Genomic DNA, 12729 nt, shown 5'->3' on the forward strand with positions numbered 1-12729 from the left:
TCCCACATTCCTCCCGGAGGTTCCCGCCATGACGATGTCCGCCCTGGGCGAGCCGTGCGTGCTGCTCAAGCTGGGGGAGATCGTCCTGAAAGGCAAGAACCGCGAGCTGTTCGAGCGCAGGCTCGTCGGCAACATCCGCGCCGCCCTGAAGGACTTCGACCTCAAGACCGACGTGCGCCAGCGCCACGGCGTCATCGCGATCTTCCTGCCCGAGGGCACCGGCGTCGAGGTCGCCGACCAGGTGGCCCAGCGCGTGACCGACGTGCCGGGCCTGGTGTGGATCCACCGCGCGTGGCGGGTCGCCAAGGACCCCGACACGGTCGTCAAGGCCGCGCTGGAGCTGATCAGGGACCGCGAGGAGGTCAGGCGGGGCGCCAAGTTCGCGGTGCGCTCGCGCCGCCGCGACAAGCGCTTCCCGCTGCGCTCCAACGAGCTCGACCGGCTGGTCGGCGGCACCATCAACGACACCTACGGCCTGCCCGTCGACCTGAAGAACCCCGAGCTGACCGTCTACATCGAGGTCGACCGCGACGAGGTCTTCGTCTTCACCGACGGGCTGCCCGGGCAGGGCGGCCTGCCGGTGGGCAGCAGCGGCAGGGCCCTGGTGCTGATGTCCGGCGGCATCGACTCGCCCGTGGCCGCCTACCGCATGATGCGCCGCGGGCTCCACGTCGACTTCCTGCACTTCTCCGGCATCCCCTTCACCACCTCCGAGTCGATCTACAAGGCGTACGCGCTGGTGCGCAGGCTCGACCGCTTCCAGGGCAAGTCGCGGCTGTGGGTCGTGCCGTTCGGCAAGGCACAGCAGTCGATCAGGACCTCAGGGCAGGACCGGCTGGCCGTGATCGCCCAGCGCCGGCTCATGCTGAAGACGGCCGAGGAGGTCGCCCACCGCATCAGGGCGGGCGCGCTCGTCACCGGCGACGCGCTCGGCCAGGTCTCCTCCCAGACGCTGCAGAACATCACCGCCCAGGACAACGCGGTCGACCTGCCGATCCTGCGACCGCTGATCGGCTGGGACAAGACCGAGATCATGGCCGAGGCCCGGCGGATCGGCACGCTGGAGATCTCCGAGCTGCCCGACGAGGACTGCTGCAGCCTGCTGGCGCCCAAGCGCGCCGAGACCCGTGCCAAGATCGAGGACCTCAAGCTGATCGAGAAGCGCCTCGACGCGGAGGAGCTCGTGGTGCAGCTCGCCGACTCGATCCAGGAATACACCCTCTGACGGGCCACGGCGTCCCATGCCAGAGGAGCGGGGGAGTATCAGGCCCGGTGAGCGGGCGGGGTCTCCTCCCGGCCCGGACCGAGGCCTTCGCGGATCGGTCGCCGCATGAGGAGCGCGTAGAGCGCCGCGGCGACGACCATGCCCACGGGTCAGCTGCAGGACGTCGCTGACGGTGCCGAGGAAGTCGGAGACGAGCAGCGCGTACAGGGTCAGGGCGACGGCGACGGCTCCGTCGACGATCACGCTGAGGGAGCGGCGGACGCGGACGCCGACGGCCTGCAGGGCCATGCCGGCGCTGTAGGCGGTCAGGGCGTTGACGGCGATCGTGCCGAGGACCAGCGCAAGCAGGAAGGCGGGCGTGAACCAGCCGGGCAGGATCTTCTCCAGCGCGGTCTGCGGGTCGGTCATGTCGACCGCGGTCGCGGCGAACGCGCCCAGGGAACAGACGATGACGCTGGGCAGGAAGCTGCCCAGGGCGGTCCATCCCACGATCGCCATCGGTGACGAGGCGCGGGGCAGGTAGCGGGAGAAGTCGGCGCTGGTGGTGTACGACAGCGGGCCGGAGGCGATGAGGGTGACACCGGCGACGAGGACGGCCCACAGGTCGACGCCGGTCAGCGGCTCGGGGGGCGTGTAGGAGAAGTCGGTGTGCCCGAGGACGCTGACCGCGACGACGGCGAAGGCGGCGGCCAGGGCCAGGGTGATCGGGACGTAGAGCTTCACGATCACGGCGTGCCCGTACACGCCGTGATCACCTCGCTGGGCGCGCCGGCGGCCGGGCCCGAGACCGCGAGCACGCCGGTGAGCACCCAGAACAGGTTGCCCGCCACGATCACCGCGACGGCCGGCCTGCCCGACCTGCCCGTGCTGCTCACCGTCCTCGACGGGCGTCTCACCCACCGCGACGCGAGCCTGTGAGCCGTCCCGTCAAGGGGTCCGTCCCGTCAGAGGTCCGTCCCATCAGGGGGGCCGTCGCGCTCAGGGGGTGTCGACCTTGAAGGGATCGTGCTCGGCGAGGAGCTTGTCGAGGCGCGCCTGGTCGACCCGGTTGGTCATCGCGCTCAGCTCCTGCCGGTCGCGTACCACCTTGGCCAGCGTGAACGCCGACGTGATCACGTAAAGGACGCCGACGGTCAGGAACGCCCTGATCCATCCGGAGACCGGCAGGTAGGCCACGCCGATCGCCACGGCGGCGAGCGACGCGCCGAAGGACAGGACCGCCTGCACGTAGTAGGCGGTGGTCTGGGAGGGCTGGATCGGTTTGCTCATGGCTCGATGATGAGACGCCACGAGCGCCCGACACATGCGGAGAAATACTTAGTTACTCGTGAGTACGGCAGGCGGTTCGTGGCGCGCCGGCCGTACCAGCCCTGAGCCCCCTGCCTGGTCAGACCGTGACCGTGTCGCCGGTCAGGCCCTTGCCCAGCAGGGCGGGGAAGGTCCGCATGGTCGTGGCCAGCTCGCGCAGGTCACCGTCGACCAGGGCCTGCGGGCCGTCGCACAGCGCCTGCTCGGGGTGTGGGTGCACGTCCACGATGACGCCGTCGGCGCCGACCGCGATCGCCGCGCGGGTCAGCGGCAGCACCAGGTCGCGGCGGCCGCCCGAGTGGGACGGGTCGATGATGACCGGCAGGTGCGAGAGCCGCTGGGCGACCGGGACGGCGGAGACGTCCAGGGTGTTGCGGGTGGCGGTCTCGAAGGTGCGGATGCCGCGCTCGCACAGCACGATGTCGAGGTTGCCGCGCTGGGCGATGTACTCGGCGGCCATGAGCCACTCCTCGATGGTGGCGTTCATGCCGCGCTTCAGCATGACCGGCTTGCCCGCCGCGCCGACCGCCTGCAGCAGCGCGAAGTTCTGCGCGTTGCGCGTGCCGACCTGCAGCATGTCGGCGTAGGAGGCGACGAGGTCGACGTCGTGGGCGTCCACGACCTCGGTCACGACCGGCAGCCCCGTCTCCTCGCGCACGTCGGCGAGGATGCGCAACCCCTTCTCCCCGAGCCCCTGGAAGGCGTACGGGGAGGTGCGCGGCTTGTAGGCGCCGCCCCGCAGCAGCGTCGCGCCCGCGGCCTTGGCCATCTGGGCGGCCTCGAGCGTCTGCTGCGGCGTCTCCACCGCGCAGGGCCCCGCGATGAGCGTCACGGTGTCGGGGCCGATCGGCACCCCGCCGACGTGCACGGTGGACCTGTCCGGGTGGTTCTCCCTGCTCACCAACTTGTACGGCGTCGACACCCGCATGACGTCGCGCACCCCGCTCATGCCGCGTAGGTTGACGGCGCTGAGCTGCGTGACGTCGCCTACCAGCCCGATGATCGTGCGCTGCACCCCCCTGCTGACGAACGCCTCCACGCCTGCCGCCTGCACGAGGCCGACGACCGCCTCGACGTCGCCCTGCGTCGCCTCGGAGCCCATCACGATGACCATGTTCTCTCCTCGAAAATGACGAAGGCCCCGAGTCCTCATGGACCCGGGGCCTTCGTTCGCCTGTGTGCTAGCGCATCACCAGATGGCGAACGGTCCGATCGGGTCCGTCGCCATACCAAAACAGGAAGGTGATCCGCATAGTCCGGCAATAGTAGCGCATGCCGGAGACCTGACAAGCCAGGCACCGCGTCCGCGACGCCGCACCCGGGATGGGAGGATGGCCTGGAACACAGTCGGTGAGGGAGTGATCGTGGAGGAGTCGCGCCTGCCCCCAGGCCAGTACATCCCACGCGGCCGACCCGTCATCCACTACGGCCGGGTGCCCCGATTCAAGCCGGACACCTGGGACTTCCGGGTCTTCGGCGCGACGGCGTCGGGCGAGGAGCACCGCTTCACCTGGACGGACTTCGGGCGACTGCCCCGGACGTCGGTTCTGGCCGACTTCCACTGCGTGACCAAGTTCTCACTCATGGGCAACGAGTGGTCGGGCGTCACCCCGCAGACGATCATCGCGGCCGCGCCGCCGGCCGCCGGCGTCCGCCACGTGATGATCTGGGCGGAGTACGGCTACAGCGCCAACCTCAGGATGTCCGACCTGACCGCGCCCGGCACGCTCTTCGCCACGGAGCTGGACGAGAAGCCGCTGGCGCCCGAGCGGGGCTTCCCGCTGCGCATCGTCGTCCCGCACCTGTACGCGTGGAAGAGCGTCAAGTGGGTGCGCGCGGTGGAGTACCTGGTCGAGGACAGGCGCGGCTTCTGGGAGGAACGCGGCTACCACAACGTGGCCGACCCGTGGAAGGAGCAGCGCTACTCCTACCAGGAGGAGCCGGGCGAGGGCCCGCCGCCCTAGCTCTCGCTCCGTTCCCGCCCGGACACAGTGCGTTGTTGGCTACCGTTACGCGCATGTCGACCACGGCTTGCGCGGTTCTGGCCGCCTTCGCGTTCGTCGCGGGGTTCGCCCTGGCCAGAAGGCGTCCCGTGCTCCCCGAGGGCCGCTGGAAGGGTGCGGCCACCTTCACCACGCTGCACGTGGCGGCGCTGGCGGCACCCGCGCTGCGGACGGGGCTGACACGGGAGTCGGCGCGCAGGGCCGTACGGCATCTGCGGGCGCTGCTCGGCACCTCGGCCGTCGCGATCACCTCCACGGACGCGGCGCTCGCCTGCGACGGGGCCTGCCCCGAGGAGGTGCTGGCGCACGCGCGCGCCTCGCTGGCCTCCGGGCGGCCGCACGTGTTCGCGGGCGAACCGAACGGCGCGGTCGTGGTCCCGCTGACGGTCGAGGGCACGGTGGTGGGCGCGCTGGCCGCCTACGACCGGCAGGTGAGCGCGGCGCTGGTGCGCACGGTCACCGAAGTGGGCAGGTGGGTGTCGGGGCAGCTGGAGCTGGCCGAGCTCGACTCCTCCAGGCGGCGGGCGTTGGAGGCGGAGCTGCGCGCGCTGCGCGCCCAGATCTCCCCGCACTTCGTCTACAACGCGCTGACCACGATCGCCTCGTTCGTCAGGACCGACCCGTGCCGGGCCCGCGAGCTCATCCTCGACTTCGCCGACTTCTCCCGCTACGCGCTGCGCAGGGCCCGCGACTTCACCACCCTGGCCGACGAGCTGACCTGCGTGGACCGCTACCTGCTGCTGGAGCGGGCCCGCTTCGGCGACCGGCTGCGCTTCAGCGTGCAGGTCGCGCCCGAGGTGCTGCCGGTGCCGGTGCCGTTCCTGTGCCTGCAGCCGCTGGTGGAGAACGCCATCAAGCACGGCATGGGCGGCCGCGACGGCGTCGGCGAGGTCAGGATCGTGGTCCGCGACGCCGGCCCCGAGGCGCACATCACGGTCGAGGACGACGGCACGGGCATGGAACCCGAGACCGCCCGCCGGCTGCTGGACGACGACCCGCACCGCGGGGGCGGCGGCATCGGCCTGGCGAACGTGGACGTCAGGATGCGGCAGATCTACGGCGAGGACTACGGCCTGGTCGTGGAGACCGGCGTCGGCGCCGGCACCAAGGTGAGGCTCCGCGTGCCCAAGAGCCACCATAGCTCTTTGTAGTCAAATCTTTACGCAAAGCTGGCGTGTCACTTGTGACGTGCGCGTTCTTGAGGCAGCGTAAAGGTCATGCTACGCGTGCTGGCCGTCGACGACGAGGTCCCCGCCTTGGCGGAGCTGGCCTACCTGCTCCGTCAGGACGCCAGGGTCGAGCATGTCGCGACGGCCTCGGACGGTGTCACGGCGCTGCAGGACATGGTGCAGATGATCGGGGCGGGAGAGCGGCTCGACGGCGTCTTCCTCGACATCCGCATGCCGGGGCTCGACGGGCTCGACCTGGCCCGGCTGATCGGCGGTTTCCCCAGTCCGCCCCGGCTGGTGTTCGTGACCGCCCACGACGACTGCGCGGTGCAGGCCTTCGAGCTCGAGGCGGTCGACTACCTCCTCAAGCCGGTGCGCGCCGAACGCCTCGCCGAGACGGTGCGCAGGCTCGAGGCGGCCGCCGCCCCCGCCGCCGACCACGGCTGTGACGACGTCATCCCGGTCGAGCTCGGCGGGGTCACCAGGTTCGTGCCGCAGCAGGCGGTGTGGTACGCCGAGGCCAAGGGCGACTACGTGCGCCTGCACACGCCGGACGGCGGCTACCTGGTGCGCATGTCGCTGGCCGCGCTGGAGCGCCGGTGGGCGGGCGCGGGCTTCATCAGGGTGCACCGCAGCACGCTGGTGTCCGCCCGCCATGTCAGCGAGCTGCGGTTCGACGGCGGCCGGGTGACGCTGACCGTCGGCAGGGAGACGCTGCCCGTCAGCCGCCGCCACACCAGGCAGGTCAGGGAGCAGCTGGTGCGGCAGTACAAGGCGTTCACGTGAGCGGCAGGCGGGTGCTCGTGGTCAGGCGGCCCGCTCGTCGGCGCGGTCCCCGGCGGCGTGCCGTCGTGCCGCGGGCCCCCGTGCCGCTCGCCTCTGACGGTGCCGTCAGTGACGCGCGGGTCAGGGCGCTCATGGGCAGGCAGGCCAGGATCGCGCTGGCCACGGTCGCGGCGGTGCTCGCCGCGCTGGTCGCCCTGCCGCTGCTGACGGCGCGGGGCGACTGGCTGGTGGTGACGATGGCCGTCCAGCCGCTGTGGGTGGTGCTGGCCGTGCTCCAGCTCAGACGGGCGGAACGCGCGGAACGCGACAGGTGAGCGGCGGCAGCGTCGCCGCGTCGGCGGTCGGCATCGCGTTCGTGGTGGTCATCTCGGTGGTCGTCGGCGTGGTGCGGCCGCGGCGCTACACCAGCGCCGCGGAGTTCTACGTGGCGGCGCGGACCGTCCGGCCGTGGTGGAACGGGGCGGCGATCAGCGCGGAGTTCACCTCGGCCGCGGCCTGCCTGGGGCTGGCCGGCCTGATCGCCCTGCACGGCGCGTCGGCGCTGTGGTACCCGGTGGGCGCGGCGGCGGGCTACGTCGTCGTCATCGCCTTGGTGGTGGCGCCGCTGCGCCGCTCGGGCACCTTCACGCTGCCCGACTTCGCCCAGTGGCGGCTCGGGTCGGTCGCCCTGCGCAGGTTCGCCACCTGGCATGTGCTGGCGATCGGCCTGCTCTACCTCGTCGCCCAGCTCCACTCGGCGGGGGTGGTGCTGCGCGTGCTGACCGGGATGCCGACGTGGACGGGCTGGGTCTCGGTCACGCTCGTCTCGGTCGTCGTCACGCTGGCCGGGGGCATGGGCAGCGTGACCAGCGTGCAGGCGGTGCAGTACTGGCTCAAGCTGGTCGTCTTCACCGGGGTCGCGCTGGTGCTGTGGTGCGCCTGGCGGTGCGGGGGGCGGGGCGGGGCGCGGGCGACGGCGGGGTTGGAGGGGTTCGAGGGGTTGGCGGCGCCGTACGGGGAGGCGCTGGCGGGGGCGGGCGAGCCCTCACTGCCGGGTGTGCTGGCCGTACTGCTGGTGTGCGCGCTCGGCACCATGGGGCTGCCGCACATCATCGTGCGCGTCTACGCCAACGGCGACGCGCGCGCCGCGCGGCGCTCGATCGTGGCCACCCAGGTGCTGCTCGGCGTCTTCTTCCTGGTGCCGCCGCTGTACGGCATCCTCGGCCGGGTGCACGTGCCCGGCGCCCGCGAGGAGGAGGTCGTGCTGCTGCTGCCCGGGGCGCTGCTGCCGGGGACGGCCGGAGACGTGCTGACCGGGCTGCTGGCGGCCGGGGCCTTCGCCGCCTTCCTGGCCACCTCCTGCGGCGTGCTGGCCGCCGTGAGCGGCGCCGTGTCGGCCTGCGTGACGAGAGCGGGCGTGGGCGCCTTCCGCTTCGCCACGGCCGCCGTGGCGCTGGCGGCGCTGACCCTCACCTCGCTCACCACCCCCGGCACCTCCGTGATCGGCGTGCTGTTCGGGTTCTGCCTGTCGGCGGCGACCTTCTGCCCGTTGCTGGTGCTCGGCATCTGGTGGCGGCGGCTGACCGCCGCGGGCGCCGCAGCCGGGCTGGTGGTGGGCGGCGGGCTCACCGCGGCCCTCGCCGCCGGCGACCTGGCAGGCGTGAAACTGGGGGCGGTGTCCGTGTATCACATGGCGTTCACCGTGCCGCTCGCCTTCGTCGCGATGGTGGTGATTTCCCTGGTCACACCAGGTCGGGTACCTATGGGGGTGGATCGGATGATGGCCAGGATGCACCTGCCCGAACCGATCGCGGGCCCCGCCGACGACCACTCGTCGCCCGGGAACGACCGCTCGTCGCGGCAATACTCTCCGTACATCGATGACTACTGACCGTTTACCGAGCTGTCGCCCAACGGGGTTTCAGCTGCAAGATCGCGACCGTAGTGTTTCCGCATCGGAGAGCCACTCCGCCGCATCAGAGGGACGAGCCACCCGGCTCATACGGGCCTGATGCGCGGATCCCTCCGGTGACCTGCCGGTCACCGAACGGTGGTCGGGCCCTTTACCGGGGGGTAGGGCCCGCACGCCGTAGACGTGAAGGGGCGCCCGCTGTGGCCGCGTGCTGAACCGCGATCCGGCCATACGGGGGCGGCCGGATCGCGCGAGCGGCGCGCCCCTTTACGTCTCCACGGGCCCGGCGGAGCTCAGGAGTCGCGCAGCTTCTTCAGCAGCTCGATGTCGTCGCGGTGCTTGTCGGCCTTGCCCGGCGTCTCGATGCAGATCGGCACGCCCGCCACCGCAGGGTGCCGCATCAGGTCGGCGAACGGCTGCGCGCCGATGTGGCCCGCGCCGATGTTCTCGTGGCGGTCCTTCTTCGACCCGCACACGTCCTTGGAGTCGTTGGCGTGGATCAGCTTCAGCCGTCCCGGCGCGATCCGGTGGAGGGCGTCGAAGGTCTGCGTGACCCCGTCGGCGGCGGCCAGGTCGTGGCCCGCCGCGAAGGCGTGGCAGGTGTCGAGGCAGACGCCGGCCTTGGGATGCCAGTCGAGCGCCGCCAGGTAGGGCTCCAGGTCCTGGACGGTGGCGCACAGCATCGCGCCCTGGCCCGCCATCGGCTCCAGCAGCAGGTCGGGGCCGTCGTCGGGGATCTCCTCCAGCAGCGGCAGCAGGTGCTCGCGCAACTGGCGCAGCGCGTCGTCGCGGGACTGGCTGACCGCCGAGCCCGTGTGGACGACCACGCCCCTGGAGCCGGTCTCGACCCCGCGCCGCAGCGTGTGGCGGGTGACGGCGATCGAGTTGGCCAGCGTCTCGGGGCTCGGCGAGCCGAAGTTGACCAGGTAGGGCGTGTGGATGAAGGACAGGACGCCGGACTCGGCCAGCTTGGCGTCCTGCTCGGGTCTGCCCGCCGCCAGGGCCCAGCCGCGCGGGTTGGTGACGAACACCTGGACCATCTCGGCGCCGATCTCGGCCATGTACTTCAGGCCGCCCGTGGCCAGGCCGCCGGTGACGGAGACGTGTCCGCCGATGAGAGATGTAGCGCTCATGATGGGGCCAGTCTAGGCGCACGCGGTGACATCCCAGGTGGGAGTCAGTGCCAGGGCACCTCGGGGGAGCGGTAGAAGGTCACCGACTGTGCCTGCCAGCGGGGCGCCTGGGCGGCCAGCCGTCCCCGGTAGTCCTCCCAGGAGCGGGCGGCGGCGGGCGACCAGCCGATCTCGGCGATGCCGGGCAGGCGCGGGTAGGCCATGTACTCCAGCGCGTCGGGCGTCTCCAGCGTCTCCGTCCACAGCGGGGCCTCGACGCCCAGGATGTCCTTCTCGGTCACGCCCTCGACGAGGGTGGCCGGATCCCACGCGTAGCTGTCGCCGACCTCGACCAGTCCAGCCCAGTCCAGGCCGTAGTCGGTACCGGCGGTGTATTTCATGTCCAGGTAGGAGCGGTCGGCGGGCGACATGATCAGCTTGGCCCCCCTGGTCACGGCAGCCACGGCGCGGTCGGGCTCGCGGGGGTTCCAGTGCTGGGCCACCTCGCCCGAGGTCATCTCCGCCCAGCCGGTCAGGCGCTTGCCGTACTTGTCGACGATCTGGTGGGCGCGCGTGACGAACTTCTCGTAGTCCTCGGGGTCGGTGCTGTGCGCCTCGTCGCCGCCCAGGTTCAGGTACGGCCCCGGCGTCAGCGCGGCCACCTCGCGCACGACGTCGTCGAGGAAGCGGTAGGTGACCTCCTTGCTCGTGCACAGCGAGCTGAAGCCCACCTCCCTCCCCCTGTACGGCTCCCGCGCCCTGCCGTCGCAGTTGAGCTCGGCGTAGGCGGCCAGGGCCGCGTTGGTGTGCCCGGGCGTGTCGATCTCGGGCACGACGGTGACGAACCGCTCGGCGGCGTAGCGCACGATCTCGCGGTAGTCGTCCTGGGTGTAGAAGCCGTCGGCCGCCAGGCGGGGCCAGCTCTTGATCTCGATGCGCCAGCCCTGGTCGTCGGTGAGGTGCAGGTGCAGGTGGTTGACCTTGTAGGCGACGGCCAGGTCGATGTAGCGCTTGACCTGCTCGACGGTGAAGAAGTGGCGGGCGACGTCGAGCATGACGCCGCGGTAGGGGAAGCGCGGCCGGTCCTCGACGCGGACGCCGTCGATCGTCCACGGCCCCGGCTGCGGGCCGGCGCTCTCGACCTGCGGGGGCAGGAGCTGGCGGAGCGTCTGCACGCCGCGGAACAGGCCCTCGGGGGTGGCGGCGGCCAGCCGTACCCGCTCGGGGGTGACGTCGAGGGTGTAGCCCTCCTGGCCGAGACCGCCCGCCGGGGGCCGGCTCGTCACCTCCAGGGTGATCTCCGCCTCCTGCCGTACGACGGGCAGCGCGTAGCCGGTGGCCCTGCGCAGCAGCCGGGCCAGCCCTTCGGCGACGGGCACCCCGCTCGCCTCGCGCACCCCGATCCGCGCGCCGGCGTCCAGGGTGAAGCCGCCCTCGCTCGCCCGCACGGAGACGGGCAGCGGGATCAGGGCCGGGCTCGTCGGGTCCGGCGCGTCGGCCGCGCACCCGGCGGCGAGGGCGGAGGCCGTCATGAGCGCGGCGAGTCGGCGGTGCGGCAACGGGCCCTCCCGAATTGTAAGGTTTCTTTACATATATCACCTACTGCAGGCGGAGGGCGAGGAAGAAGTCCACCCGGTCCTCGAGGCGCGACAGGTCCCTTCCGGTCAGGTCCTGGATGCGCTGGATGCGGTAGCGCAGGGTGTTGACGTGGACGTGCAGCAACTCCGAGCACCTGGTCCACGAACCCGAGCACTGCAGGAAGGCCTCCAGCGTGCCGACCAGGTCGGCCTTGTGCACCTGGTCGTAGGAGCGCAACGGGTCGAGCAGGCGCACCCTGAACATGTGGCGGACCTCGTCCGGCACCGACGCCAGCAGCAGGACGTGCGTCGCCAGCTCGTCCTGGCCCACGACGGCGTCGGGCCCGGGCTTGCCCTCGGCCATCCGGCGGGCGTACCTGGCCTCCTCGACCGCGCCGCGCAACCCCTCGACCGGGGCCGTGCCGCTGACGCCCACCGTCAGGCGGGCCCCGGCCAGCCCAGGGGCCAGCTCGCGCACGGCGGCGCGGACCCGCTCGGTGAGGCCGGGATCGTCGCAGGGCACGAGCGCGAGCGCCTCCTCGCCGACGACGCCGATCGCCAGCGGAGTCAGTCGGTCGCCCGGCGGCGGGCCGGTGCCGCCGGGCGTGGCCGCGTAGAGGATCTCCTTGACGACGGCGCGCAGCTCGGCGGGGCGCAGCGCGCCGTGCGCGGCGGCGGCCAGGGCGACGTAGCCCGGCGCCCCCGCCAGGCCGGTGACCTCCAGCCGGGGCAGGATGTCGCTGGGCCTGCCCTCGGTGACCACCAGGCGCACCAGTTCCTGGGCGATGCGCCCCTCCGGGCTGAGCCGGTCGTCCAGCCTGACCCGCTCCAGAGCGGCGACGGCGGCCAGCTCGCCCGCCAGCGCCTGACGCTCCTCCGGCCAGTCGGTGAAGCAGCCCTCGACGGCGACGAACCAGTCGGCCACCCTGGAGGTGGTCTGCTCGTCCACGGGGAAGATCGAGTACCCGTTCCGCGAGCAGGGCAGCCGCTTGACGGTCAGGAAGGTCCTGGCCATGGCGGCGGCCGTGTCGCGGTCCAGCGGGCTCGAGCCCGACACCAGGCGCCCCGACGAGGTGAGGACCCAGCACCGCATGCCGAGGTCACGCCCGATCATCTCCAGGACGGGGTCGAGCCCCGCCCCCGAGACGAGCTGGCGGTGCCGGTCGAGGACCGCGGTCACGTCGGAGGCCCTGGCCGTGGACAGGTGCCGCACGATGTGCTCGGTCACCTCGGCGAACGACAGCGCCTGCGGCACGTGGAAGAGCGGCATCCGATGCCGGCGGCAGGCGTCGACCAGGTCGGCGGGCAGATCGCCGCTGCGCGCCTCGCAGGCGCCGAGCCCCGAGGCGCCGGCCCTGGCCAGCGCCCTGACGAAGGTTTCGCTGTCGGCGGGCGCGCGCCGCCAGATCAGCCCGGTGAGGACCAGCTCGCCGCCGCTGAGATAGCGGCCCGGATCGAGCAGGTCGGTGGTGACGACCCACCTGATGGGCCGCTCCAGATCGTCGTGACCTGCCACGACGGACAGGCCCAGCTCGGTCATGCCGAGCAACGCGTTGAGCCGCATGTACTCGGAGGGTAACCGATGGGTGAACGGGACGTGCATTGGAGCATGACACGAAAAGACCTGGCCAACCCCCCGCGCACTTCGGAGTTCTTGC

Annotated in this window: 12 protein-coding genes and 1 pseudogene; 7 read left to right on the top strand and 6 right to left on the bottom strand. The window is 71.9% G+C overall.

Features of this window, described 5'->3' with window-relative positions; translation table 11 throughout:
- Nucleotides 1-28: 28 nt before the first annotated feature.
- A complete protein-coding gene (gene thiI, locus ACWENQ_RS05245) occupies nucleotides 29-1225 on the top strand; it encodes a tRNA uracil 4-sulfurtransferase ThiI (RefSeq protein WP_449921237.1) in 1197 nt (398 codons plus the stop codon).
- 246 nt (nucleotides 1226-1471) lie between these two features.
- On the opposite strand, the pseudogene ACWENQ_RS05250 reads toward thiI, so the two are convergent.
- A pseudogene (locus tag ACWENQ_RS05250) lies at nucleotides 1472-1969 on the bottom strand (cytosine permease); the annotation flags it as partial.
- Between ACWENQ_RS05250 and ACWENQ_RS05255 the strand changes: the two are divergent.
- Nucleotides 1958-2143, top strand: a complete 186-nt coding sequence (locus ACWENQ_RS05255; protein ID WP_452412932.1) for a hypothetical protein — start codon at nucleotides 1958-1960, stop codon at nucleotides 2141-2143. The pseudogene ACWENQ_RS05250 and the gene ACWENQ_RS05255 overlap by 12 nt on opposite strands.
- Before the next feature lie 60 nt (nucleotides 2144-2203).
- Here ACWENQ_RS05255 and ACWENQ_RS05260 read toward each other — a convergent pair whose 3' ends face one another.
- Together ACWENQ_RS05260 and aroF are read right to left on the bottom strand one after the other, a co-directional pair.
- On the bottom strand, nucleotides 2204-2494 hold the full coding sequence (locus ACWENQ_RS05260) for a YiaA/YiaB family inner membrane protein (protein ID WP_354910090.1): 291 nt from the start codon (nucleotides 2492-2494) through the stop codon (nucleotides 2204-2206).
- Between the two features lie 118 nt (nucleotides 2495-2612).
- Nucleotides 2613-3647, bottom strand: coding sequence for a 3-deoxy-7-phosphoheptulonate synthase (aroF, locus tag ACWENQ_RS05265; RefSeq protein WP_449921227.1), 1035 nt, complete (start codon nucleotides 3645-3647; stop codon nucleotides 2613-2615).
- A gap of 217 nt (nucleotides 3648-3864) precedes the next feature.
- On the opposite strand from aroF, the gene ACWENQ_RS05270 reads away from it, so the two are divergent.
- From ACWENQ_RS05270 to ACWENQ_RS05290, 5 genes are all read left to right on the top strand, one after another.
- The gene (locus ACWENQ_RS05270; protein ID WP_449921224.1) at nucleotides 3865-4497 is read left to right on the top strand and encodes a molybdopterin-dependent oxidoreductase; all 633 of its coding nucleotides are present in this window, start codon (nucleotides 3865-3867) and stop codon (nucleotides 4495-4497) included.
- 53 nt (nucleotides 4498-4550) lie between these two features.
- Nucleotides 4551-5687, top strand: coding sequence for a sensor histidine kinase (locus ACWENQ_RS05275; RefSeq protein WP_452412933.1), 1137 nt, complete (start codon nucleotides 4551-4553; stop codon nucleotides 5685-5687).
- Nucleotides 5688-5753: 66 nt separating this feature from the next.
- Complete coding sequence (locus ACWENQ_RS05280) at nucleotides 5754-6491, top strand: LytR/AlgR family response regulator transcription factor (protein WP_354910099.1); 738 nt, start codon at nucleotides 5754-5756, stop codon at nucleotides 6489-6491.
- On the top strand, nucleotides 6488-6805 hold the full coding sequence (locus ACWENQ_RS05285; RefSeq protein WP_452412934.1) for a hypothetical protein: 318 nt from the start codon (nucleotides 6488-6490) through the stop codon (nucleotides 6803-6805). The genes ACWENQ_RS05280 and ACWENQ_RS05285 overlap by 4 nt, the downstream gene beginning before the upstream one ends.
- Nucleotides 6802-8361: a sodium:solute symporter family transporter gene (locus tag ACWENQ_RS05290; RefSeq protein ID WP_452412935.1), complete on the top strand. Its 1560-nt coding sequence runs from the start codon at nucleotides 6802-6804 to the stop codon at nucleotides 8359-8361. The genes ACWENQ_RS05285 and ACWENQ_RS05290 overlap by 4 nt, the downstream gene beginning before the upstream one ends.
- Before the next feature lie 314 nt (nucleotides 8362-8675).
- On the opposite strand, the gene ACWENQ_RS05295 is transcribed toward ACWENQ_RS05290, so the two are convergent.
- From ACWENQ_RS05295 to ACWENQ_RS05305, 3 genes are read right to left on the bottom strand one after another with little or no spacing between them, the layout of a single operon-like run.
- On the bottom strand, nucleotides 8676-9515 hold the full coding sequence (locus ACWENQ_RS05295; protein ID WP_449921211.1) for a deoxyribonuclease IV: 840 nt from the start codon (nucleotides 9513-9515) through the stop codon (nucleotides 8676-8678).
- Nucleotides 9516-9559: 44 nt separating this feature from the next.
- Nucleotides 9560-11053 carry a beta-N-acetylhexosaminidase gene (locus tag ACWENQ_RS05300; RefSeq protein WP_452412936.1) on the bottom strand — a complete coding sequence of 498 codons (1494 nt, stop codon included), beginning with the start codon at nucleotides 11051-11053 and terminating at the stop codon, nucleotides 9560-9562.
- Between the two features lie 40 nt (nucleotides 11054-11093).
- A complete protein-coding gene (locus ACWENQ_RS05305; RefSeq protein ID WP_452412937.1) occupies nucleotides 11094-12674 on the bottom strand; it encodes a PucR family transcriptional regulator in 1581 nt (526 codons plus the stop codon).
- Nucleotides 12675-12729 lie beyond the last annotated feature (55 nt).

Source organism: Nonomuraea sp. NPDC004354 (genome assembly GCF_053602555.1).

What these genes read in the sequence shown, in the direction of transcription:
- ACWENQ_RS05275 (WP_452412933.1), top strand. Translation starts at nt 4,551, where the DNA reads ATGTCGACCACGGCTTGCGCGGTTCTGGCCGCCTTCGCGTTCGTCGCG.
- ACWENQ_RS05280 (WP_354910099.1), top strand. Translation starts at nt 5,754, where the DNA reads ATGCTACGCGTGCTGGCCGTCGACGACGAGGTCCCCGCCTTGGCGGAG.
- ACWENQ_RS05260 (WP_354910090.1), bottom strand. Translation starts at nt 2,494, where the DNA reads ATGAGCAAACCGATCCAGCCCTCCCAGACCACCGCCTACTACGTGCAG.
- ACWENQ_RS05270 (WP_449921224.1), top strand. Translation starts at nt 3,865, where the DNA reads ATGGCCTGGAACACAGTCGGTGAGGGAGTGATCGTGGAGGAGTCGCGC.
- ACWENQ_RS05305 (WP_452412937.1), bottom strand. Translation starts at nt 12,674, where the DNA reads ATGCACGTCCCGTTCACCCATCGGTTACCCTCCGAGTACATGCGGCTC.
- ACWENQ_RS05295 (WP_449921211.1), bottom strand. Translation starts at nt 9,515, where the DNA reads ATGAGCGCTACATCTCTCATCGGCGGACACGTCTCCGTCACCGGCGGC.
- thiI (WP_449921237.1), top strand. Translation starts at nt 29, where the DNA reads ATGACGATGTCCGCCCTGGGCGAGCCGTGCGTGCTGCTCAAGCTGGGG.
- aroF (WP_449921227.1), bottom strand. Translation starts at nt 3,647, where the DNA reads ATGGTCATCGTGATGGGCTCCGAGGCGACGCAGGGCGACGTCGAGGCG.